At 66.1% G+C, this 21,545-nt stretch carries 22 protein-coding genes and 1 tRNA gene; 14 read left to right on the forward strand and 9 right to left on the reverse strand.

Annotated features, from left to right (window positions below):
• Positions 1 to 38 precede the first annotated feature (38 nt).
• Positions 39 to 302 carry a DUF4235 domain-containing protein gene (locus ACZ9BC_RS10845; protein ID WP_079595394.1) on the forward strand — a complete coding sequence of 88 codons (264 nt, stop codon included), beginning with the start codon at positions 39 to 41 and terminating at the stop codon, positions 300 to 302.
• A gap of 68 nt (positions 303 to 370) precedes the next feature.
• On the opposite strand, the gene mnhG is transcribed toward ACZ9BC_RS10845, so the two are convergent.
• The 6 genes from mnhG to ACZ9BC_RS10875 are packed head-to-tail and all read right to left on the reverse strand — an operon-like array spanning position 371 to position 6,913.
• Positions 371 to 817, reverse strand: coding sequence for a monovalent cation/H(+) antiporter subunit G (gene mnhG / locus ACZ9BC_RS10850; RefSeq protein WP_476245928.1), 447 nt, complete (start codon positions 815 to 817; stop codon positions 371 to 373).
• Positions 807 to 1,085: an MrpF/PhaF family protein gene (locus ACZ9BC_RS10855; protein ID WP_079595396.1), complete on the reverse strand. Its 279-nt coding sequence runs from the start codon at positions 1,083 to 1,085 to the stop codon at positions 807 to 809. Before ACZ9BC_RS10855 ends, mnhG begins: the two co-directional genes overlap by 11 nt.
• Positions 1,082 to 1,627, reverse strand: a complete 546-nt coding sequence (locus tag ACZ9BC_RS10860) for a Na+/H+ antiporter subunit E (RefSeq protein ID WP_476245929.1) — start codon at positions 1,625 to 1,627, stop codon at positions 1,082 to 1,084. Before ACZ9BC_RS10860 ends, ACZ9BC_RS10855 begins: the two co-directional genes overlap by 4 nt.
• Positions 1,624 to 3,315: a Na+/H+ antiporter subunit D gene (locus ACZ9BC_RS10865; RefSeq protein WP_476245930.1), complete on the reverse strand. Its 1,692-nt coding sequence runs from the start codon at positions 3,313 to 3,315 to the stop codon at positions 1,624 to 1,626. The genes ACZ9BC_RS10860 and ACZ9BC_RS10865 overlap by 4 nt, the downstream gene beginning before the upstream one ends.
• Positions 3,312 to 3,902, reverse strand: coding sequence for a Na(+)/H(+) antiporter subunit C (locus ACZ9BC_RS10870; RefSeq protein ID WP_476245931.1), 591 nt, complete (start codon positions 3,900 to 3,902; stop codon positions 3,312 to 3,314). Before ACZ9BC_RS10870 ends, ACZ9BC_RS10865 begins: the two co-directional genes overlap by 4 nt.
• Positions 3,899 to 6,913, reverse strand: coding sequence for a Na+/H+ antiporter subunit A (locus ACZ9BC_RS10875; RefSeq protein WP_476245932.1), 3,015 nt, complete (start codon positions 6,911 to 6,913; stop codon positions 3,899 to 3,901). The genes ACZ9BC_RS10870 and ACZ9BC_RS10875 overlap by 4 nt, the downstream gene beginning before the upstream one ends.
• A gap of 194 nt (positions 6,914 to 7,107) precedes the next feature.
• Between ACZ9BC_RS10875 and ACZ9BC_RS10880 the strand changes: the two genes are divergently transcribed.
• The 6 genes from ACZ9BC_RS10880 to ACZ9BC_RS10905 all read left to right on the forward strand — a co-directional run bounded on the left by ACZ9BC_RS10880 (position 7,108) and on the right by ACZ9BC_RS10905 (position 13,175).
• On the forward strand, positions 7,108 to 8,511 hold the full coding sequence (locus ACZ9BC_RS10880; RefSeq protein WP_476245933.1) for an MFS transporter: 1,404 nt from the start codon (positions 7,108 to 7,110) through the stop codon (positions 8,509 to 8,511).
• Between the two features lie 139 nt (positions 8,512 to 8,650).
• Positions 8,651 to 9,751: a Gfo/Idh/MocA family protein gene (locus ACZ9BC_RS10885; RefSeq protein ID WP_476245934.1), complete on the forward strand. Its 1,101-nt coding sequence runs from the start codon at positions 8,651 to 8,653 to the stop codon at positions 9,749 to 9,751.
• Complete coding sequence (locus tag ACZ9BC_RS10890; RefSeq protein WP_476245935.1) at positions 9,748 to 10,716, forward strand: DUF6807 domain-containing protein; 969 nt, start codon at positions 9,748 to 9,750, stop codon at positions 10,714 to 10,716. Before ACZ9BC_RS10885 ends, ACZ9BC_RS10890 begins: the two co-directional genes overlap by 4 nt.
• Positions 10,713 to 11,465: a cupin domain-containing protein gene (locus ACZ9BC_RS10895; RefSeq protein ID WP_476245936.1), complete on the forward strand. Its 753-nt coding sequence runs from the start codon at positions 10,713 to 10,715 to the stop codon at positions 11,463 to 11,465. The genes ACZ9BC_RS10890 and ACZ9BC_RS10895 overlap by 4 nt, the downstream gene beginning before the upstream one ends.
• Positions 11,466 to 11,505: 40 nt before the next feature.
• Entirely contained in the window at positions 11,506 to 11,988 is a 483-nt protein-coding gene (locus ACZ9BC_RS10900; protein WP_079595405.1) for a cation:proton antiporter regulatory subunit, read from the forward strand.
• 5 nt (positions 11,989 to 11,993) lie between these two features.
• Positions 11,994 to 13,175: a cation:proton antiporter gene (locus ACZ9BC_RS10905; RefSeq protein WP_476245937.1), complete on the forward strand. Its 1,182-nt coding sequence runs from the start codon at positions 11,994 to 11,996 to the stop codon at positions 13,173 to 13,175.
• Between the two features lie 15 nt (positions 13,176 to 13,190).
• Here ACZ9BC_RS10905 and dcd read toward each other — a convergent pair whose 3' ends face one another.
• Positions 13,191 to 13,766, reverse strand: coding sequence for a dCTP deaminase (gene dcd, locus ACZ9BC_RS10910; RefSeq protein WP_115523542.1), 576 nt, complete (start codon positions 13,764 to 13,766; stop codon positions 13,191 to 13,193).
• A 220-nt stretch (positions 13,767 to 13,986) separates the two neighbouring features.
• Here dcd and ACZ9BC_RS10915 point away from each other — a divergent pair, with 220 nt between their 5' ends.
• A complete protein-coding gene (locus ACZ9BC_RS10915; protein ID WP_476245998.1) occupies positions 13,987 to 15,618 on the forward strand; it encodes a CAP domain-containing protein in 1,632 nt (543 codons plus the stop codon).
• A gap of 43 nt (positions 15,619 to 15,661) precedes the next feature.
• Here ACZ9BC_RS10915 and ACZ9BC_RS10920 read toward each other — a convergent pair whose 3' ends face one another.
• Positions 15,662 to 16,126, reverse strand: coding sequence for an SRPBCC family protein (locus ACZ9BC_RS10920; protein WP_476245938.1), 465 nt, complete (start codon positions 16,124 to 16,126; stop codon positions 15,662 to 15,664).
• Positions 16,127 to 16,367: 241 nt separating this feature from the next.
• Here ACZ9BC_RS10920 and ACZ9BC_RS10925 point away from each other — a divergent pair.
• The 3 genes from ACZ9BC_RS10925 (at position 16,368) to ACZ9BC_RS10935 (ending at position 17,850) form a co-directional block, all read left to right on the forward strand.
• Positions 16,368 to 16,438, forward strand: a tRNA-Gly gene (locus tag ACZ9BC_RS10925).
• Between the two features lie 102 nt (positions 16,439 to 16,540).
• Positions 16,541 to 16,681: a hypothetical protein gene (locus tag ACZ9BC_RS10930; RefSeq protein ID WP_176156728.1), complete on the forward strand. Its 141-nt coding sequence runs from the start codon at positions 16,541 to 16,543 to the stop codon at positions 16,679 to 16,681.
• The gene (locus ACZ9BC_RS10935; protein ID WP_476245939.1) at positions 16,678 to 17,850 is read left to right on the forward strand and encodes a N(5)-(carboxyethyl)ornithine synthase; all 1,173 of its coding nucleotides are present in this window, start codon (positions 16,678 to 16,680) and stop codon (positions 17,848 to 17,850) included. Before ACZ9BC_RS10930 ends, ACZ9BC_RS10935 begins: the two co-directional genes overlap by 4 nt.
• 56 nt (positions 17,851 to 17,906) lie before the next feature.
• On the opposite strand, the gene ACZ9BC_RS10940 is transcribed toward ACZ9BC_RS10935, so the two are convergent.
• Positions 17,907 to 19,289, reverse strand: a complete 1,383-nt coding sequence (locus ACZ9BC_RS10940) for an MFS transporter (RefSeq protein WP_476245940.1) — start codon at positions 19,287 to 19,289, stop codon at positions 17,907 to 17,909.
• Positions 19,290 to 19,432: 143 nt separating this feature from the next.
• On the opposite strand from ACZ9BC_RS10940, the gene ACZ9BC_RS10945 reads away from it, so the two are divergent.
• The 3 genes from ACZ9BC_RS10945 (at position 19,433) to ACZ9BC_RS10955 (ending at position 21,538) form a co-directional block, all read left to right on the forward strand.
• A complete protein-coding gene (locus ACZ9BC_RS10945; protein WP_115523537.1) occupies positions 19,433 to 20,287 on the forward strand; it encodes a LysR family transcriptional regulator in 855 nt (284 codons plus the stop codon).
• A gap of 89 nt (positions 20,288 to 20,376) precedes the next feature.
• Positions 20,377 to 21,087 (forward strand): hypothetical protein, encoded by a 711-nt coding sequence (locus tag ACZ9BC_RS10950; protein ID WP_476245941.1) that lies wholly within the window; start codon positions 20,377 to 20,379, stop codon positions 21,085 to 21,087.
• Positions 21,088 to 21,223: 136 nt separating this feature from the next.
• Positions 21,224 to 21,538 carry a hypothetical protein gene (locus ACZ9BC_RS10955; RefSeq protein ID WP_476245942.1) on the forward strand — a complete coding sequence of 105 codons (315 nt, stop codon included), beginning with the start codon at positions 21,224 to 21,226 and terminating at the stop codon, positions 21,536 to 21,538.
• The last annotated feature ends 7 nt before the right edge of the window (positions 21,539 to 21,545 follow it).

Genomic DNA, 21,545 nt, shown 5'->3' on the forward strand with positions numbered 1-21,545 from the left:
GGGTACAGCCCGTTTTCCGCCCGCAAGGAGTACTAGGAATGAACCTCTTCATCAAGCTGCTCGGCACCGGTGTGAGCCTCGGCGCCGGCCTGGTCGGCACCAAACTGGTCAATGCCATCTGGGAAAAGACCACCGGCCGGAAGCCGCCCACCGGCAAGGACGAGGACGTCCCCACGAGCCTCCACTCGGCCCTGACGTTTGCTCTGATCTCAGCGTCCGTGAGCACCATCATCCAGGTGCTGGCAAACCGCGGCACCCAGCGTGCCATCACCCGCTTTGCCAAGAGCCAGGACATTGTCTAAACGCCCAGGACATCGCCCGTCAGTGGGAACATTGCCTGGCGGCTGATCCAGCCCCCGGCTGAATACACCTAGCGCGTTGAGCCGTCGCCGGAACCGTCCTCCTGGGCGGCTTTGGCGGCGGCTTTTTGCACGGCTGCCTTCTGGCCAGCTGCCTTCAAGACGACGGCTTCCAGCTCGTCCGAGGTCAGCAGCTCCCGGTGGAGGTGCTTGGTGCGGTAACCGGCCCTGCCCACCATGTGCGCGGAGACGGGCACGGTGAGGAGCTGGAAAATCCACGCCACCAGCAGTACCGGCCATACCCACCAGGTGCGCATCTGCAGCCCGATCGATGCCAGCAGCAGGAACAGGCCCAGTACCTGCGGCTTGGTGGCGGCGTGCATGCGGCTCAGCAGGTCCGGGAAGCGCAGCAGGCCGATCGCAGCGCCCAGGGACATGAGGGCACCCACCACCATAAAGACGGCGGATACCAGGTCGATCCAGCCGTCCACGCCGGACACATCAGGGTTAGGGCTCATGGGGCTGTTCCCTCCGGTCTGCCACGAACCTGGCCACCGTCACGGACCCGATGAAGCCGATGACCGAAATGGCCACCACCAGCATCAGGTTGTTAAGGTGCCGGTTCACGGCCATGTCGATGCACAGCGCCCCGCCCAGGATCGCGAGCAGCACGTCCGCCGCGAGCACCCGGTCCAGCAGTGACGGGCCCCGGGCGATGCGGATGATTGCGCCGCCGGCGGCGAGTGAGAAGATCACGGCCGTGATGGCCAGGACGGCCTGCATCATGCGGCTGCCTCCGCTCGGACGGCTTCCAGCTCTTCGGCAGTGCCCATGATGCGGATCAGGCCGGCCTCGATGGAGCGCACCTCATTGCGCAGGTTTTCCACGTCCTGCGGGGAGCTGATGTTGATGGCGTGCAGGTACAGGGTGGACGTGGAACGGTCCACCTCCACCACCAGGGACCCGGGAATCAGGGAAATGACGTGCCCGGTGGCGGTGACCATCAGGTCCTGGTGGCTCCGCAGGGTTACCGCCACCACAGCATTGGTCACCGCGGGTCCCCTGGCAATGGCCAGGTACAGGATTTGGGCACTGGCGATCACCACCTTGGCCAGGAACACCAGGGCGAACGGGATGGCGTACAGGATGTTGAAGCGGCCGCTGAGCTCCACGGGCGGGAGGTAGAACAGCCTGGCCACTGCTATGGCCAGCAGCGCCCCGAACAGCAGGTTGCCGGGGCTGAAGTCCTGCCAGAGGGCGCCCCAGACGATCACTAGCCACACCAGGAGCGGCAGTTCCTGGCGCAGCGAAATTCGTTGGCGGCTCATTGCCCTCCTCCCCTGGTGCTGACCGCCGGAACAACGGTGTCCTCACCCATCACGGCCTGGATGTATGGGGACCGGTCCAGCATGTCCGCGGCGGCGCGGTCGGACAGTCCGAACAGGGGCCCGGCGAAAACGGTGAGGGCCACGCCCAGCGCCACAAGGCCCAGGGTGGATCCCACCATGGTCCTGGGCAGGAGCACTGCGGGACGGGACGCGCCGGCGCGCGGCGAGGCGCTGGCGAGCCGCTGGACGCCGCTGCGTGCAGCAAGCATGATGCCGGTCCGGCCGCCGGAGCGCTGGACCGCGTCCTCTGCCCGGTCCGCTTCTTCGGGAACCGCCAGCAGCACCGGGTCCGGGTGTTCGGCGTCTGATGGCCGGCGCCAGAACGCCCGGTTCCAGACCCTGGCGATTGCCAGCAGGGTCAGCAGGCTGGTGAGCACTCCGCCGATGACCAGGGCGTAGGCCAGGGGCGTCCCCAGCTCGATGCCGGCCTGCATGAGCCCCACCTTGCCCAGGAATCCGGAGAAGGGGGGAATGCCGGCAAGGTTCATGCCGGGGATGAAGAACAGGATCGCCAGCAGGGGCGAGAGTTTGGCCAGGCCGCCCAGCCGGTCCACGGAGGAACTGCCGCCGCGGCGTTCGATAAGTCCGGTGACCAGGAAGAGGCTGGTCTGGATGGTGATGTGGTGGGCCACGTAGAACACGGCAGCACCCAGTCCCGCCACCGAGGACATCGCGAGCCCGAACACCATGTACCCGATGTGGCTGACCAGGGTGAAAGAGAGAAGACGCTTGATATCGCTTTGCGCCAGCGCACCGAGGATTCCCACCACCATTGTCAGCAGCGCCGCCACCATCAAGGGTGTGTTCAGCGAGTCGCCGGGGAAGAGCAGGGTCTCCGTGCGCACCATGGCATAGACGCCCACCTTGGTCAGCAGGCCGGCGAACACCGCGGTGACCGGGGCCGGCGCGGTGGGATAGGAGTCCGGGAGCCAGAAGGACAGCGGGAAGACGGCCGCCTTGATGCCGAACGCCACCAGCAGCATGACGTGCAGGAGGGTTTTGGTGCCCTGGTCCAGTTCGCCCAGCTTGATGGCAAGGTCAGCCATGTTCACTGTTCCGGTTGCGCCGTACACCATGGCGATGGAGATCAGGAACAGCACCGAGGACACCACGGAGACCACCACGTAGGTGACACCGGCGCGGATGCGCGGCCCGGTTCCGCCCAGGGTCATCAGCACGTAGCTTGCGGTCAACAGGATTTCGAAGCCCACGTAGAGGTTGAAGAGGTCGCCGGAGAGGAACGCGTTGGACACCCCGGCTACCAGGATCAGGTAGGTGGGGTGGAAGATCGAAACTGGTGCGTCATGGTCGCCGTCGGCCATGCCCTGCCCTGTGGCGTACACCAGCACGGCCAGGCTCACCGCCGACGAAACCACCAGCATCAGCGAGGAAAACTGGTCCACCACCATCACAATGCCCCACGGCGGCAACCACCCGCCGATGGTCACTGCCGCCGTGCCGGCAGTCCACACATGGGCCAGCAGGAGGCACTCCAGCAGCAGCGTCAGGGACAGCAGGCCGATGCTGACCGCCCGCTGCGCCCGGGAATGCCGGATCAGCAGGAAGGTCAGGGCAGCGCCCAGGATGGGAAGTACGACGGCGAGCGGGGCAAAGCTTGCGATGTTCACTTTCCGCCTCCTTCCGGGCCGGGGGCGATGTTTTGGGAGCCGGGCTTTTCTTCCGCGGCGGCATGTTCGGCAAGCATTTCGCGGCCGCCTGCCACGAGGGTGGCCGTGGCAGATCCCGCGTCTCCGGGCGGCCTGTGGTCCGAGATGTCGCGTCCGTTGCCGCCCAGCATGGTGAGCGGGAACTCGGAGGTCTCGGCGGGGATTTCGGCATCGTCCTCAGCATCGAAGCTGGGGGTTTCGGCCACGCGGAGGTCTTCCACGTCATCCTGGATCTCGTCCCTCCGGGCCAGCACCCAGGTGCGGTAGATGATGCCGAGCATGAAGGCCGTCACCGCGAAGGAGATGACGATTGACGTCAGGATCAGTGCCTGCGGCAGGGGGTCGTTATAGTCCCCGGCTGCGATGTCCTTGGAGTACAGGGGAGCCAGGCCCGCATAGCCGCCGGTGGCCAGGATCAGCAGGTTGGTGGCGTTGGCCAGGAGCATCAGGCCCAACAGGACACGGGTCAGGCTGCGTTCCAGGATCAGGTAGATTCCGCAGGCGTACAGGGCCCCCATGACGATCAGCAGGGTCAGGTTGACGCTCATGCTTTGCCCTTCGCGGTGGTTTCTGCCGGAAGGCCGTCCGGCTCCTGGTCCTCGGCAGGTACCGCGGACAGTTCCTCGAAATGTTCATCAATCTCGGCACCGAGGCTCCGCAGCACGTCCAGCACCAGGCCCACCACCACGATGTAGACGCCGATATCGAAGATGGTGGACGTGACAAATTTGATGTCCCCGAACACCGGCAGCCAGAACTCGATGATGGCGGTCTGGAACACTTGGCCGCCCAGGAGCAGGGGCACCGCGCCGGACGCCGCGGCCACGGCAAGGCCGATGCCCAGCAGTGCGCCTGCGCTGACTGGTGTGGCCTCGCGGAGTTCGAACCGGCCGCCGGCCAAATAGCGGATGGTCAGGGCCAGGCCCGCCGTCAGGCCGCCGGCGAAGCCGCCGCCCGGAAGGTTGTGGCCGGCCAGCAGGAGGTACAGGGAGAAGATCACCAGGGAGTGGAAAACCAGCCGGGTGACCACTTCGAAGATGATGGAGCGGCGTTCCGGCGCCAGGGTCCGTCCGGCAACCAGCCAGGCGTCACGGGCAGAGGCTGCGAACTTACGGCTGATGGCCAAAGCGGCGCCGTCGCGGGACCCGGGGTCCACCCCGTGGTGCCGGCCCACCGTGCCCTCGGCGATGCTGGCGGAGGTCTGGATCCGGTCGCCGCGGCCGCGGACAAAAATGAGGCTGGCCACTCCGGTGGCGGCCAGGGCAAGGACGGTGATTTCCCCGAAGGTGTCCCAGGCGCGGATGTCCACCAGCGTCACGTTGACGATGTTCAACCCGCCGCCGCCCTCGTAGGCCAGGAGCGGGAACTCCAACGAGACTGGGCTGGCGATCCGTGCACCCATGGCGAAGATCGCGGCAAACACCATGGTGACGCCGAATCCCAGGCCGATGATCACGCGCACCACCCGGTATTTCCCGCCGGTGCGGTCGCGGAGCTCGGCAGGCAGGCTCCGCATCGCCAGGACGAACGCCACCAGGATGATGGTTTCCACCAGCATCTGGGTCAGGGCGAGGTCAGGGGCACCCTGGAGGGCGAACATCAGCGCGATGCCGTAACCGGTGACGGAGACCATCAGGACGGCCAGGAAGCGCTTGTTTGCCTTCACGGCGGCGAGGGCGCCGATGACGATCCCGGCCCCCACCACAAGCTGCAGCGGGGAGCCCGGATCCACCAGGTAGATGCCCTCGGGCAGCGGCTTCCCGGCGATCAGGATCACCGCCAGGGGCAGCATGAAGGCGACGCTGAGGATGACGGCCAGGTAGTAGTACAGCGAACCGCGCTGGGTACGGCCGGTAACCCAGACGGCGACGTCGTCCAGCGCGCCGATGGTCAGCTGGTAGGCGCGGTCGGCGTCCACCCAGGGCGGGACCAGGGACTGCAGCCGGGCCACCGCGTTCCGGCCAAAGTACATGGCAAGCCCCAGGGCGAACGTGACGGCAGTCAGGCCAAGCGCCGGCGTGAAACCGTGCCACAGCGCAAGGTGCCCTGCCTGTTCAGCCGGCGTCCCGGCGTCGGACGCGGCGGAGGCAAACAGTGCCGCGTACGGCTGGATCCAGGCATCCACGGGGACGGGCCACACGCCGTAGGCAATGGTGAGGAGGCTGAGGATGGCGGGCGCGGCGAGGAAGGAGGGCTTGATGGCCTTGAACGGAGTGGCCTCAACGCCGGGCTTGGCGGCAAAGGCACCCCACATGAAGCGGGCGCTGTAGGCGAAGGTGAGGACGGACCCCAGGACCAGGCCGGCCAGGATGACCGTTCCCCACGGCCCTGCGCCGGGATCCGCGGCATGGTGCACAAACGCTTCCAGCACGGATTCCTTGGCGACGAAGCCGGCAAGGAGCGGAAACCCCGCCATGGACGCGGCACCGATGCCAGCGACAATGCCCAGGGCGCGGGAGGAGCGGAAGACTCCTGAGAGCTTGCGGACGTCGCGGGTTCCGGACTGGTGGTCGATGATGCCCACCACCAGGAACAGGGTTGCTTTGAACAGCCCGTGCGCCAGGAGCATCGCGAGGCCGGCGAGGGCCGCGTCAGGCGTGCCGAGCCCCACCACCATGGTGAGGAAGCCCAGCTGGCTCACCGTGCCGTAAGCCAGGATGAGCTTGATGTCCGTCTGCCGCAGCGCCCGGTAGCCGCCCACCAGCATGGTGGCCAGCCCCAGGCCCAGGACCACAGGCTGCCAGTACGCGGTCTCGGAAAAGCCCGGCGCCAGCCTTGCCACCAGATAAATGCCGGCCTTGACCATCGCGGCGGCATGCAGGTAGGCGCTGACCGGGGTGGGCGCGGCCATGGCGCCCGGCAGCCAGAAGTGGAACGGGACCAGCGCTGATTTGGTGATCGCGCCAACCAGGATGAGCACGACGGCGGCACTCACCATGGTGCCGGATGCACCGCCAACCAGCGCGGGCGCCTGTTCAAGGATGGCGGAAATACGGTAGGTTCCGGCGGCGTGGCCGAGCATGATCAGGCCCACGAGCATGGCCAGGCCACCTGCGGTGGTGACCATGAGCGCCTGCAGCGCCGAGCGCCGGGCTGCCAGCCTGGTCCGGGCGTAGCCGATGAGCAGGTAGGACAGGATGGTGGTCAGTTCCCAAAAGATGAAAAGGAGCAGGAGGTCATCGGCCACCACCAGGCCGAACATGGCACCCGCGAAAGCCAGGAGCTGCGCCCCGAAGGCGCCCAGGTCCTGGTCCCCTGTCTTGAAGTACCGTGCACAGTAGACCAGCACCAGGGAGCCCACGCCCAGCACCAGGAGGGACATCACCCACGCCAGCGCATCCATGCGGAAGGCGAGCTCCAGGTGGAGGCCGGGTATCCACGGAATGACCTCCGCAACTGCCCCCTGGGCCGAGTAGACCGGGGCGTGCTGGAAGAGGAGCCAGGCGAAGGAGGCGGCCGGCACTGCTGCCAGTGCGTAAAACGCGTTGCGGCCCCACGTCCTGAACAGTAGGGGCGCCAGCACAGCCACCGTAAAGTGCACGGCAAGGACTGTGATCACTGGTATCTCCGCAACGTCAGGGATTCGATTGTCAAAAGTTGGAGCAGGCGGCAAAAAGTAAGGTTCGGGAGTGGACAGTTTATCAAGTCCTTATACCCGTTCTGTCGGCGTGGCAGCCGCTGACGCCGTCCTCCCCCGGAGGCCCGGGGGCCACGTCCGCTGGATGTTCGCCACCGGCGGATACGATGCATCGTATGAACACCGCCAGCGCTCCCGGGGCCATGCAGCCGGCCTCGGAACTTGAATCCGGGCACCACGCGTCCAGCAAGGGCCGGATCCTGGCCTGGGCTTCCTGGGACTGGGGCTCCGCCGCCTTCAACGCCGTGATGACCACGTTCGTGTTCACCGTTTACCTGACGTCCAACGCCTTCGGCGGGGAGGACCAGGCCTCGGCGGTCCTGGGCGGCGCCCTGGCCGTGGCGGGCTTCGCCATCGCAGTGCTGGCCCCCGTCACCGGGCAGCGCTCCGACGCCGGCGGCCGGCGGAAGCTGTGGCTGGGAATCAACACGGCTGCCGTCGCTATCCTGACTGCCCTGTGCTTTTTTGTGTTCCCGCGCCCTGAATTCCTGCTGCTCGGAGTATCCCTGATCGCTCTCGGGAACGTCTTTTTTGAGTTCGCCGGCGTCAACTACAACGCCATGCTCGCCCAGATCTCCACGCCCCGGAACATCGGCAAGGTCAGCGGGTTCGGCTGGGGCGCGGGATACCTGGGCGGCATCGTGGCGCTGCTGGTGGTCCTGCAGCTGTTCGTCCAGCCCAGCTTCGAATGGTTCGGTGCCTCCACGGAGGACAGCCTGAATATCCGCCTTGTTGCTCTCTTTTCGGCCCTGTGGTTCTTCATTTTCGCCCTGCCTGTCCTGTTTGCGGTCCCCGAACTGCCGAGGACCGGCCAGGCGGCGCGGCTGGGTTTCCTGGCCAGCTACGGACTGCTGGTCCGGCGGATCAAGGCCATCTACGCCACCAGCCCCCACACTATATACTTCCTGCTGGCCAGTGCGGTGTTCCGCGACGGCCTGGCGGCCGTCTTCACGTTCGGTGGAATCATTGCCGCCGGTACCTTCGGCTTCGAGCTGTCACAGGTCATCTTCTTCGCCATCTTTGGAAACGTGGTGGCGGCAGTGGGCGCGATGATCGGCGGATTCCTGGATGACCGGGTAGGACCCAAGGCAGTCATCATCGGCTCCCTGGTGGGCCTGCTGATTGCCGGCACTGTCATCCTGGTCCTCGGCAACGGCGACTACGTCTTCTTCGGCATGGACTGGGCCGGCAGCACCACCTTCTGGGTGTTCGGCCTCTTCCTCTGCCTGTTCGTGGGGCCGGCCCAGTCCTCCTCGCGGGCTTACCTGGCCCGGCTTGCCCCGCATGGCGAATCGGGCGAGCTCTTCGGCCTGTACGCCACCACCGGGCGGGCCGTCAGCTTCCTGGCGCCGGCTTTGTTCACGCTCTGCATCGCGGTGGCCACGCCGATGGTGGCAGCCGGCCAGGCGCAACGCTGGGGAATCCTGGGCATCATGGTGGTCCTCCTCGCCGGGCTCCTTGTCCTGCTGCCCGTGAAGTCTCCGGGGAAGGCGACCATCGCGGTTGTTCCGGCCGCCTGACCGTACGGAATACCCTGCCTGCGGCAGAGCAGGACAAGCATCCGGATTCCTTACCGGAAGCATTGACTCCTTTTGTTATCGATCACATACTTATGGGTGATAACATTTTGAATGCTTTCAATGACGAGGAGCACTGCCCATGGAACGGACCCCTCCACGCCCCCGGGCCGGAATCATCGGTACCGGCGGGATAGCCCATGCCCACGCTGAAGCCCTCAAGCTGGCCGGGGCCGAGCTGGTGGTTGCCGTGGACATCGCCCCTGACCGGGCCGCCGCCTTTGCGGCAGAGACCGGCTTCGCGCAGACTGCGCCAAGCCTGGCTGCGGCCGCCGACGCCACACTGGACGTGGTGGCAATCTGCACGCCGCCGTCGTCGCACGCTTCCCTTGCCCTGGAGGCACTCGCCCTGGGCCTGAACGTGGTGCTGGAAAAGCCGCCCGCGCTGTCGCTGCGGCAAATGGTTGAACTGCAGGCGGCGGAGCAGGCCTCGGGCAAACACGTCAGCTGCATCTTCCAGCACCGCTTTGGCACGGGCGCGCGCAAACTGGCGGCGCTGCAGGAATCGGGGGCCTTGGGCAACCCGCTCACCGGCTTCTGCAACACGCTGTGGTTCCGCAACCAGGAGTACTTTGACGTTCCGTGGCACGGCCTGTGGGATGTTGAGGGCGGCGGGCCCACCATGGGGCACGGCATTCACCAGTTCGACATGCTGCTCCACCTGTGGGGCCCCTGGCAGGAAGTCACCGCGTTCGCGGGCCGGCTTGCCCGGCGCACCGAAACCGAGGACGTGTCCACGGCCATCGTGCGGTTCGAATCCGGCGCCCTGAGCACCGTCATCAACTCTGTCATCTCCCCCCGGGAAACGTCGCAGCTCCGGTTCGACTACGAGAACGCCACCGTTGAGCTCGAGCACCTCTACGGCTATGACGATTCCCACTGGCGTTTTACCCCCGCGCCGGGACAGGAGCACCTTGCCGGCCTGTGGGCAGACGGTTCAGCCGCCGTCCCCAGCGGGCACCCCGCCCAGTACTCGCACATTGTTGACGCCATCCGCTCCGGAGCCGTCCCGCCGGTCACCCTCGCCGAGGCCTACCCCACCATGGAGCTTGCGGCCGCTATCTACGCCTCCGCCATCACCGGCAAGACGGTTCGCCGCGGCGACATCACTGAAGGAAACCCGTTCTTCGACCGTGGCGACGGCCGGCTGGAACCCTGGAAACTCGAAAAGAGCAATGCATGAGCACCACCGCCCCCGCCGCCGGCACCTCCACCACCGGCCGCCCGTTCAGCTGGACGGACGACGGCGCAGCCGTTGCCGTCGCCCTCGACGGCGTCCAGGTCCTCACGTATACGTATGCCGCCAATGACCCGCAGGAGGAGTCCCCGCGGCCGTACTTCCACCCTGTCCGGACCAGGACGGGGGACCTGGTGAGCGCCTACCGCCCGCACGACCATGTATGGCACAAGGGCATCGCCTGGTCACTGCCGCACCTTGGCCCGGACAATTTCTGGGGCGGGCCCAGCTACCGGCGGGGGGAGGACTACCGGTGGCTGCCGAACAACGGCGCCATGCGGCACCGCGAGCTTCGCCAGGCAACGGACGACGACGGCACATTCCGTTTTGCCCATTCCCTGCAGTGGGTCACGCAGCAGGGCTCCCTCGTGGTGGAGGAGGAGCGGTCCTTCCAGGTGGCGCCGGGGACCGACAGCAGCTACACCCTGGTCTTTGAAACGGCCATGACCAACGTGTCCGGGGAACCCATCCACATCGGCTCGCCCACCACCGAGGGACGGGAGAACGCCGGCTACGGCGGCCTGTTCTGGCGCGGCCCGAGGTCCTTTGCCGGCGGATCCATCATCGGACCGGGCGGCGCTACCGGCGAGGAGCTCCGCGGCCAGCGGGCACCCTGGCTTTCCTTCGTTGGCCAGCACGATGAGACCTGCCGCTTCTCCACGCTGGTCATGGTGGATAACCCCGGCAGTGAACACCCCGAGCCGGAATGGTTTGCCCGGTCGGAGCCGTTCGCCTGCATGGGGCCGGCGCCGTTTTTCAGTCAGGAAGTCGTGTTCGAGGCCGGCGCCACCCTGCACTACCGCTACGGGGTGGTGATCGCCGACGGGCAGTCCGACGCCCAGCGGTCCGAAGCCCTGGCCCTTGCGGCACGGGAACTCCTGGCCGCCACCCAGGGCCGGAACGGCCGGTGAACACCGCTGGCGTTCCCGGCTTACCGGGCGTTCCGGGCTTTCCGGGCGGGACCGCGGTCAGCGGCCTCCGGGTCTATGACTGGGAGGCCGCTGACGGGCTGTGCGGAGGTTCGCCCCACCTGCACACCGTTTCCACCGAGGCGTATGTGGTGACCGGCGGCACCGGCCAGGTGCACACCATCTCCATGGCGGGAGCCGCGGAACATGAGCTTGCCGCCGGTTCACTGCTTTGGTTCAGCCCCGGGACAGTCCACCGGCTGGTCAATTCCCATCAGCTCACCCTTAACGTGATCATGTCCAACGCCGGGCTGCCCGAGGCCGGGGACGCCGTCCTCACGTTTCCCCGGGCCATCCTGGCGGATCCGGACAAGTACGCGCAGCACGCGGTACTGCCCCGCGATCCTGACGAGGCCGTCGTAGCCGCAGCCGCCCGCAGGCGCCGGGACCTCGCCATGGAAGGATACGCAGAGCTGCATACATCCGTCCTGCGTGAGGGCCCGGATGCCCTTGCCGCTTTCCACCGTGCAGCCGCCGTCCTGGTGCGCCCGCGGGTGGAGCGCTGGAAGAAGATCTGGTCGGCAACGGTCCGCAGCCAGGTTGACGCAACGGAGCAGGCGCTGGAGGACCTGGCGGACGGTTCGGCGCGGCCGTTGGCCGGAGCGGCAGTGGCCACCGCCGGCCGCCGCCCCGGCGAGGGGTACGGCATGTGCGGAAGGCTGACCACCTGGGACGATTCCCGGGTGGTATGACTCCCGCGCCAAGTGCGTCCCGGGAGACTAGGCTTGGATCATGAACGTGGATGAAACCAACCTTCCGGGCCTGGGCCGGCGGAAGGACTTCATGACAGCATCCGGCCGCCGGATCGGCGTGGTGGAGCTGCGGGAGGGCCAGACAGAACTTATCGTTTCCACCTGGGACGATCCCGATACCTGCCAGGCTTCAATTCCGCTGACCAGCGACGAAGCAGCCACCTTGGGCAACCTTCTGGGAGGGCAGCACCTGGCCATGAAGCTGACGGAGGAGCATAAGGATGTGCCGGGGATCGTCACCCGGCAGTTCTCCATCGCTCCGGACTCCCCGTTCCAGAACCAGCCGATGGGCAAGGCCTGCATCCGCACCCGGTGCGGCGTGTCCATCGTGGCCATCATGCGTGAAGGCGAGGTGCTCCCGTCGCCGGGACCCGACGTCGTGCTTCACACGGGTGACCTGCTGGTGGCAGTCGGAACCCAGGAAGGCCTCGACTCGGCGGCCGACATCCTGCGCCACGGATAAATCCTATGGATCCGCTGGCCCTGACCCTCATTGAACTGGGGGCCGTTGTGTTCTGCCTTGGCCTGTTGGCCAGGCTGGCCGGACGGATTGGAATGTCACCTATCCCGCTCTATCTCCTGGGCGGGCTCGCTTTCGGTGCCGGCGGCATCGTCAAGCTCGAAGGCATGCACGAGTTCGCACATCTTTCCGGCGAGATCGGCGTCATCCTGCTGCTGCTTATGCTCGGGCTGGAATATACGGCAGCGGAGCTGTTTACCGGCCTCAAGCGGTCATGGCAGGGCGGTGTCCTGGACCTCGTCCTGAACTTCCTGCCAGGCGCCGCCCTGGCGTATTACCTGGGCTGGGGCGGGGTGGGAGCCATGGTGCTGGGTGGTGTCACCTACATCTCGTCGTCGGGGATCGCTGCGAAAGTCATCACCGACCTCGGCCGCCTGGGCAACCGCGAAACTCCCGTGGTGCTGTCCATCCTGGTGTTCGAGGACCTGGCCATGGCCGTCTACCTGCCCATCCTGACGGCCATCCTTGCCGGCGTCAGCTTCCTGGGCGGCCTCACAACGGTGGGCATCGCGCTGGCAGTGGTGAGCCTGGTGCTTATGGTGGCCCTGCGCCACGGCCACAGCGTCTCCAAGGCCGTCCACAGCGAGAACTCCGAGGTCTTCCTCCTGAACGTCCTCGGCGCCGCCCTGCTGATAGCCGGGGTGGCGTCAGCCATGCAGGTTTCGGCGGCGGTGGGCGCGTTTATGCTGGGCATCGCCATTTCCGGAGCCACCGCCCATAACGCCACGCGCATCCTTGAACCGCTGCGTGACCTGTTCGCGGCCATCTTCTTCGTGGCGTTCGGCCTCAATACGGACCCCACATCCATCCCGCCCGTACTGGGGTGGGCCCTGGTGCTGGCCGTCGTCACGGCCGTGACCAAGATGGCCACCGGGATCTGGGCGGCGAAGCGGGCAAATATTGCACGTCCCGGCCAGTTCCGTGCCGGGGCTACGCTGATTGCGCGCGGGGAATTTTCCATCGTTATCGCCGGACTGGCCGTGGCCTCCGGAGCCATTCCCGCGGAACTGGCTGCCTTGGCCACCGCCTACGTGCTGATCATGGCCGTGGTTGGACCGCTGGCAGCCCGCTACGTTGAACCGCTCGCCAGGATGGCGACGGGGAGCCCGGGCGTCGCCGCAAAGGCGTAGCCCCCGATACCGGCCCTAAATGCTGGTGCGGTGGAAGTTCAGGTGGCTGCGGCTGGCTGTGGGGCCGCGCTGGCCCTGGTAGCGGTTGCCGTACCCGCCATGGCCGTACGGGTACTCAGCGGAGGACGTCAGCCGGAAAAAGCACAGCTGGCCGATCTTCATGCCCGGCCACAGTTTGATGGGCAGCGTGGCCATGTTGGACAGCTCCAGGGTCACGTGGCCGGAGAAACCGGGGTCAATGAACCCGGCGGTGGAGTGGGTCAGGAGCCCCAGCCGCCCCAGGGAGGACTTGCCTTCCAGGCGGGCCGCGATGTCATCCGGCAACGTAACAGTCTCGTAGGTTGAGCCCAGGACGAACTCGCCGGGGTGCAGGATAAAGGCTTCGTCCTGCTCCACTTCCACCAGCCGCGTCAGCTCGGGCTGCTCCTGGGCAGGGTCGATGTGCGCGTACTTGTGGTTGTCGAAAAGCCGGAAGAACTTGTCGATCCGCACGTCCACAGATGACGGCTGCACCATCGCCGAATCGTACGGCTCCAGCACGATCCGTTGGGAGTCTATTTCGGCACGAATATCGCGGTCAGAGATCAGCACCGTCCCAAATTACCGCATGCCTTATCCACACCTGTATTTTCCCGTTGTTGCTGTGGCCTAGTGGGGCTAATGTTGCCTCAGATGCACAGGCGCCGGATGGTCTCCCGGATGGCCCAACAGAGCTGGGGATGTTGTGAATAAATTGGTTGCGCCCTCTTTTATTGGTGTGCTCTGCGCCCTGGCGCTGGTCTCATCATCAGCGGGAACGCTGTCCGCGCCGATGCCCGCCAGCCAGTCTGCCGGCGCAGCGGCTCCGCTGGGCGTCTCACTGGAGCCTGCGGTCAACGACGGCGGTGCCTCCGCCGACGGCGGATCCGCCGGGTCCGTCCTGAAACCCGCTGTGGAACCGGACATCCGCCCGGCATCACCTGCTGCTGCGACAGGAACGTCCACCGGACCGTCCGTTAGCGCGTCCACAGATGTCCCCACTGCACCTGCACCCACCCCCGCGGTCACCGAAGACCCTGCGCCTGCCGGCTCTGAAGACCCGGTTCCCTGGATCCCGCCGCTTTGGGCGCCGGACGAGGAATTGGCCTCACCCCCGGCCACCCGCCTGGCGGCCCCCGAGTCCGCGACGGCGATGCCCGCACCGGAGGGCCTGGTCCGGGACAGCAATACCGCAGCTGTCCTCACGGTATTCAACCGGATCAATGAATACAGGGTGGCCAACAAGCTGAACCCGGTGAAATACCATGCCACCGTTGCCGGGTTGGCACAGGAATGGTCCGACAACATTGCCTCGCGTGAGGTGATTGAGCACCGCGCCAGTTTCTGGACGGATTCGCGGGCCATGAATCCGAACAACGGCGCCGGCGAGGTCATCGCCATCCGCACGGACCGCGATGCCGCTCAGCTGGTGGAGTGGTGGAAGGGTTCCCCGGGCCACAACGCCATGCTGCTCGACCCGCGTTTCAACGTCATGGGTGCCGGGATCTCGTACACGGACAGCACGTACAAAATCTGGGGCGTGGTCAACTTCTTCGGCTACACCACACTTCCGGCAGGCACCACCGATTCGCCCGGCGGCGCAGGCTCAGGCAATGCCTTCCCGCCGCCGGTTGCCAGCATGTGCGATGCCCCCGTCAGGCACATGCCGCCCACGCTTGACCTGTCCGCCGCCGCCATCAAGGGCCCGGCAGACCTGGTAACCGTGGATGCGGCCGGCCAGCTCCTCAACCGGCCCTCGCTGGGCGCGCGCTCCTACGCTCCGGCCAAGGTGATCGGCTCCGGGTTCGCCGGCGCCAAGGAGGTCTTCGTGACGGACTGGGACCGTGACGGCGCGTATGACCTGCTAACGCAATGGACCAACGGGAACCTCACGTTCCACCGGGGCATCGCCACCGGTGGATTCCAGGCACCTGTCACGCTCGGAGCGGGGGGATGGCAGTCCTTGACCCTGGCGGTGGGCGGCTGGTGTGCCAACAACCGGATGCCCCAGATCATCGCCCTGGATACTGCCGGCGGCCTTTACCTGTACCCCAACAAGGGCACGGGCGACCTTTCCGGACGCACGCTTATTGCCAGCGGCATCACGGCCAGCCGGCTCTCCATGGTTGATTACGACGCCGACGGATTCCAGGACATCCTGGCCCTGCGGTCCGATGGTGCCGTGCAGCTCTACCGGGGCTGGGGAACCATCGCCCTGCGGGCGGAAGCGAGGCCGACTGTCGCAACGGGGTGGCAGGACGTCACGGGCGTCAAGGCGCTGCGGGACGTCACCGGGCTGAACTCGACGGGACTGGCGCTCCGCCGGGCGTCGGACGTGGTGCAGTACTGGGACCTGACCGGTGGAAGCCTTGCCACGCCGTCGAACATCGCCGGGCCTTGGTCCGGACAGCGGCTGGCCCAGTAGGCCAGCCCGGGCGGCGGCTGCGCAACAAGCTGCGGCCGGCCGCCTACTGGGTGGCGGGCTGAAGTTCCAGGACGTCCTTGAGCCGGTCCAGCTGGACAACCTCGGAGCAGACACTTCGCTGGACCATCCGGTTCAGGAGGCCGAGCCGGTCGAGGAAGCCGAATGAGCCCTCCGGCAATGCTTCCAGCGCGAACCGGACGCGGGTTCCCGAGCCCTCGGTGCTGAGGTAGTAACCGCCCGTGCGGTTGGCGGGGCCGGAGGTGACCTGGAACTCTACCTCCGCCCCTGGCCTTGCCTGGGTGATTTCCAGGTCGGCCGGAATGCTCAGTCCGGACCGCCCTGCCACCATCTGCCGGTACACCGCGCCCTTGGTCCCGGCCGGGCCCTGGAGCAGCTTGACGCTGCGGACGCCCTCGCGCCAGAGCGGAAGATTGGTGGCGTCGAGCAGGTACAGGTACACAGCCATGGCGTCACGTCGGATGAGGACCTCGTGCTCTGCGAATGCCATGAAATTCTTCCTGTGGTTGACGTCGGCCTGCCGCAATAGCCGCCTCCCCCTGACGCCCGCAGCTATCCGGTTCAGGTTAGCCAGCGCATTGTGTCCCCACCTAGCCAGGCAGGGGGACGTTATTGAAGAGTTACTGGATGACGCCGCGGGTAACGGGACACGGCGGCGCGGCTTCGGGGTTGGGCGGCACGCCGCCGCAACTGCGCTAAGCTAAGTTCTGCCCCGCGCGAGTGGGGGCAATGCGGCTGTAGCTCAATGGTAGAGCGCTAGCTTCCCAAGCTTGATACGCGGGTTCGATTCCCGTCAGCCGCTCCGCTCTTGCCCTTGGCGGCACCTGCAGCCCGGAGCCCCTTTAGGCGCCCAGGTGTATCGTCAGTAGTCAGGAACCTTTTCGGTTCCGCTACAGGAGCAATCATGGCTGACAAGTCCCCGCGTCAAACGGCATCAAAAAAGTCCGGCAAGTCCATTAAGGAAAAACGCGCAGATAAGAAGGCCGCCTCCGCACCGGCCAGCTCCCTGGACATCACGTCCGGCAAGGCTCCCAAAAAGAAGTGACCGGCCACCAGAGCCAACTGAGCCTGGGGGTCCTGGCATCAACAAGGAAACCGGACGAACTCCGCCTCCCCATTCATCCCCTGCATTTTGAACGCATTGCCCCGGCCCTGCGGCGGCGCATCATCCTGGAGAAGGGCTACGGCGAGCGCTTCGGCGTCTCAGACCAGCACCTCGCCACCCTTGTGGGCACGATCGCCACCAGGGAAGAGCTGCTGGCGGAAGCGGACATCGTGCTGCTGCCCAAGCCGCAGCCAGAGGATCTCGCCGAACTGCGCGACGGGCAGGTTCTTTGGGGCTGGCCGCACTGCGTCCAGGACCGCGCCATCACGCAGCTGGCCATCGACAAGAAGCTCACGCTGATTGCATTCGAGGCCATGAACCACTGGGCCAGCGACGGCGGGTTCGGCCTGCACGTGTTCCACAAGAACAACGAACTGGCCGGGTACTGCTCGGTTCTGCATGCGCTCTCCCTGACGGGTTCAACGGGAGATTACGGGCGGCGCCTGAGTGCCGTGGTGATTGGCTTTGGAGCCACCGCCCGTGGCGCCGTTACCGCGCTGAATGCGCATGGGATCCACGATGTGCAGGTGCTGACAAACCGGGGAGTCGCCGCCGTTGGCGCCCCCATCCATTCCGTGAACATCGTGCAGTTCGACCACGACGACGAGGCGCCCTTCCTTAGCCAGGTCATCACCGAGCGGGGCCGGGTTCCGCTCGCCCCGTTCCTCGCCGAAAGCGACATCGTGGTCAACTGCACCCTGCAGGACCCGAACAATCCGCTGACGTATCTGCAGACGGAGGACCTGGGCGCCTTCGCCCCGGGCAGCCTCATCATCGACGTGTCCTGTGACCCCGGCATGGGCTTCAGCTGGGCGCGTTCCACCACCTTTGCCGAGCCGATGGTGACCATCGGGGACCACATCAGCTACTACGCGGTGGACCACAGCCCGTCGTATTTGTGGAATTCCTCGAGTTGGGAAATCAGCCAGGCCCTGCAGCCGTTCCTGGAAACGGTCATGGGAGGGCCTGATTCCTGGGCGGGAAGCGACACCATAACCCGTGCCATTGAAATCCGCGATGGCGTGGTGCGCAACCAGGACGTGCTGGAGTTCCAGCAGCGCGATGAGGCGTACCCGCACCGTGTGCGGCAGGTGCAACCGGCTTTGTAAAGCGCACCTTCGTTGAGCGATGCCGGCACGCAGGAAACGTGCCGGCATCTGCATTCTCAGGCGGCCGCGGCCGCTTTTACGATGCGCACCGGGTGGCTCCGGTCCTTGAAGTCCACCTGCAGCTTGAGCGAACCCTTTCGCGCCAGGACGACGGCGACGGTCAGGGCCGCGAGCACCGGCACCCCGCCGGAAACCAGCAGGGCCACGTGCGGGTCCGCATGTTCAGCGATCCAGCCGAGCATGGGTCCGCCGATAGCCTGGCCACCGATCAGCACCATAATGTAGAGGCTCATGACCCGGCCGCGGATGCCCATGTTGGAGCTGACCTGGACCAGTTGGTTGGAACCCGTGAGGAACATCAGGCACCAGAATCCGGACAGGACCATCGCAGCGCCGAACCAGGCCATGGAGGGCGCCCAGGCGGCGAGGCACAGCATGGCCCCGTACATTCCTGCGCAGAACACCACTGACCGGAGCCGGAGTTGCCGGCGGCGGGTGGAAGCCACCGCCCCCGCCAGGGCGCCCAGCGCCACCAGTGCATTGAGCAGGCCATAACCGCCGGCACCCACCCTGAACACGTGGTCCGCGAAAGCGGCAAGCACCACCGGAAGGCTCATGGCGAACACTGCAATGAAACCGGCCATGAGCCAGGGCCAGTAGATGGTGGGCTTGCTCAGGGCATAACGGAGACCCTCGCGCAGCATCCCCTTGCTCTTGGGCGCCGGCGGGCTCACGAAGAGCTGGTCCTTCCGGAGGACCAGCAGCATGGCCACCGTTGAGCAGCAGGCCACGGCGTTGGCGGCAAAAGCCCAGCCGGCACCCACGGCTGTCAGCAGCAGCCCTGCCAGGGCCGGGCCGATCAAGCCACCCAGCTGGAAGGTGGTGGAGTTGACGCTGATGGCGTTGCGCAGGTAGGTGGGTCCCACCAGTTCGTTGACGAACACTTGCCGCGCAGGCTGGTCGAGGACCGTGACCAGGCCCAGCACCAGTGCGATCACATAAACGTGCCATACCTGGACGCTTCCGGTGAGTGCGAGGGCTGCGAGCGCTGCAGCCAGCACCGCGGCAAGGCTCTGGCAGAGGATCAGGATCTTCCGCTTCGCGAAGCGGTCGGCCACCATGCCGCCCCACGGCCCCAGGAGGAGCGAGGGCAGGAACTGCAGCGCCACGGTGATTCCCACGGCAGTCACGGAACCGGAGAGCTGCAGCACCATCCAGTCCTGGGCGATCCGCTGCATCCAGATCGCGATGACGGCGATGAAATGCCCTGCCGCGAAAATCCGGAAGTTGGGGACTCTTAGGGAGATGAAGGTGTGGCGCCAGGGAAGGCGTTCCGAGGCAACCGGCAGCGGCTGGGTCTGATTGTCCGGCGGAGCGGTGCCCGCGGAATCGATGATGGGCTGGGTGACGCTTGCCGATGACGGCGGTGGGGGTGCCACAGTGGTGTCCTCAAAATTGCGGGCGGTCCGGGATGCCCTTAACGCTAGGCTGGGCGGAACGGATTATGGAGGACTATTCTCCCTATAACTCGTATTGCGAACCACAATGAGAGAACCGGCAATGCCGGTCAAAGGAGCCCACCGTGTTCGAACCAGCCCAGCTGCGTTCCTTCCTGGCTGTCGCCGAAACCCTCAGCTTCACCAAGGCCGCCGAGCGGCTGGGCCTGGCCCAGCCCACCATCAGCCAGCACATCCGGAAGCTGGAGACAGCAGCCAAGCGCGTGCTGATCACCAGGGATACCCGCGACGTCCGGCTCACGGACAACGGGGATGCGATGGCCGGTTTTGCCCGGAACATTCTGTCCGCGCATGACGCTGCGGCACGCTATTTTTCCGGGTCGGCCATGCGTGGGCGGCTCCGGTTCGGCACCGCGGATGATCTTGCCATTACCGGACTGCCCCGGATCCTGCGGGAGTTCCGGCAGATCTATCCCCAGATCAACCTGGAACTCACGGTGGGGCAAAGCGACCAGCTGTACCGCAAGCTGAATGCCGGCCAGCTGGATCTGGTGTTCGTGAAATGGGTGGCGGGCGCCAAGGACGGCACGGTGGTGCAGCACGATTCCTTTTCCTGGGTGGGACTTGAGCAGACCACGCTGGAACCGGGTCATCCAGTCCCGCTCATCGCCTACCCCTCCCCCAGCCTGAGCAGGAAACTTGCCATCGACGCCCTCGAGGCGCATGGCAGGACCTGGCGCATCACGTGCACCACCCGCCAGATCAGCGGGGTGCTGGCTGCCGTCCGCGCGGGAATCGGCGTAGCCGTCATGCCGTCGTCGCTGGTTCCCGAGGACCTGAAAATCATCACCCGCCGGTTTGACCTTCCGGCCGTCGGGGACGTGGACTTCACGCTGATCCGCAACCCGCTGGCCAACCCGGAGGTGATCGATGCACTGACGCAATCGATCGTGGGGCGGACCATCAACCGCCAGGGATAACTGCACGGACTAAACGGGTCCGGCTGCCGACATTCCTTGGCGGGCACAGCAGGAATAGGCTGAGTGCAGGGGTTGGATAGCGGGGGCCAGTGACGAAAGGAACCGTGGATCCGTTGGTAAATCACCCCAGCGGGCCAGGCAACCGGCAGAACGGTGCTCCGCGCCGGCTGCCGTGGTTCCTGCTGGCGCTCGTACTGGCGGTTACCCTGCTGGTCATCGCCGTGTGGCCGCTCCTGGGAGGCCCCAGGGGCGGGCCCGGGGCAGAACCTGCTGCACCGGAACTGTTGCCGGGAAGCCGTATCAGCACGGCGCCCCTGCCCGTCGGGACCACTGAGTGGCGGGCGTACGACAGTGGTGTGCTCGCGATTGACGATCGCCGGGCAGCGTCTGCCATGCCGCTGGCAACAGCCCAGGGCGGGATGTGGGGCAAAGCCTACTTCGATGCGATCACCGTCACTGAGTACCGTCCGGATGGCGCGGAGATCAGGCAAATCGTCAGCGACCAGCTGGACGGCGATGCCACCAGCCACTGGTACCCATGGCATGTTGGCGGGAACACGGCGGAGCCGGCGCAGTTCGCGCGGGAAAAAGTCGGATACCAGGACGACGGCTGCCTTTCCATCAGCAATGCCTCAGATCCCGGTTCAATCACGGGATGGAGCAATGAGGCACATAAGTTCACTGTTGTCCCCGGCAACAGGTACCGCATAGCGGGCTACATGCGGGGCGAGAACATCGAACCTGCTGCCGGGCCGGCTCCCCGCATCGGTTTCCAGCTGGACGTATACGCCGGCCCTTAGCACACGAGACAACCCGTTCTCCATTGATGTCGGAACGTTGCATAATCTATGCTGGTTTTCCAGGTCAAGCAGCTGGCCGGTTCAGCAACACGAGCGCGCCCTGAATCACAGCGTCCGCGCCCGGGACAGGCAGCCAATGACGACAGCCAGGAACACCCATTTCAATGCGGCCCATGCACGCCCGCAGAACACCACGCGCCCTTCCACCCGCCAATCCACCCTCGGCGCCGGAATAGCAACCACGGATTCCGGTTATGTGGGCAAGCCAACCTGCGACAAGTGCCGCACCGACGAGTTCGTCTACCTCGAGTCCTACATCCCGCCCACCTACCGGCGTGACGGGTCCGTGGCTACGCTCGGCGAAGTCGCCTATACCTGCACGCGTTGCGAGGATTTCTCCGCCCACAGCGTCCCGGTGACGTGGTCACCGCCGGGGTGGTACCTGGGTTAATTTTCCA

The organism is Pseudarthrobacter sp. TE3704, from assembly GCF_056279405.1.

Bases quoted from the DNA above. Each gene is read 5' to 3' on its own strand.
- ACZ9BC_RS10860 (WP_476245929.1), bottom strand. From the start codon at position 1,627: ATGAGCCGCCAACGAATTTCGCTGCGCCAGGAACTGCCGCTCCTGGTG.
- ACZ9BC_RS10920 (WP_476245938.1), bottom strand. From the start codon at position 16,126: ATGGCATTCGCAGAGCACGAGGTCCTCATCCGACGTGACGCCATGGCT.
- mnhG (WP_476245928.1), bottom strand. From the start codon at position 817: ATGAGCCCTAACCCTGATGTGTCCGGCGTGGACGGCTGGATCGACCTG.
- ACZ9BC_RS10890 (WP_476245935.1), top strand. From the start codon at position 9,748: ATGAGCACCACCGCCCCCGCCGCCGGCACCTCCACCACCGGCCGCCCG.
- ACZ9BC_RS10915 (WP_476245998.1), top strand. From the start codon at position 13,987: ATGCCCGCCAGCCAGTCTGCCGGCGCAGCGGCTCCGCTGGGCGTCTCA.
- ACZ9BC_RS10855 (WP_079595396.1), bottom strand. From the start codon at position 1,085: ATGATGCAGGCCGTCCTGGCCATCACGGCCGTGATCTTCTCACTCGCC.
- ACZ9BC_RS10930 (WP_176156728.1), top strand. From the start codon at position 16,541: ATGGCTGACAAGTCCCCGCGTCAAACGGCATCAAAAAAGTCCGGCAAG.
- ACZ9BC_RS10955 (WP_476245942.1), top strand. From the start codon at position 21,224: ATGACGACAGCCAGGAACACCCATTTCAATGCGGCCCATGCACGCCCG.
- ACZ9BC_RS10880 (WP_476245933.1), top strand. From the start codon at position 7,108: ATGAACACCGCCAGCGCTCCCGGGGCCATGCAGCCGGCCTCGGAACTT.
- ACZ9BC_RS10885 (WP_476245934.1), top strand. From the start codon at position 8,651: ATGGAACGGACCCCTCCACGCCCCCGGGCCGGAATCATCGGTACCGGC.
- ACZ9BC_RS10900 (WP_079595405.1), top strand. From the start codon at position 11,506: ATGAACGTGGATGAAACCAACCTTCCGGGCCTGGGCCGGCGGAAGGAC.
- ACZ9BC_RS10870 (WP_476245931.1), bottom strand. From the start codon at position 3,902: ATGAGCGTCAACCTGACCCTGCTGATCGTCATGGGGGCCCTGTACGCC.
- ACZ9BC_RS10845 (WP_079595394.1), top strand. From the start codon at position 39: ATGAACCTCTTCATCAAGCTGCTCGGCACCGGTGTGAGCCTCGGCGCC.
- ACZ9BC_RS10905 (WP_476245937.1), top strand. From the start codon at position 11,994: ATGGATCCGCTGGCCCTGACCCTCATTGAACTGGGGGCCGTTGTGTTC.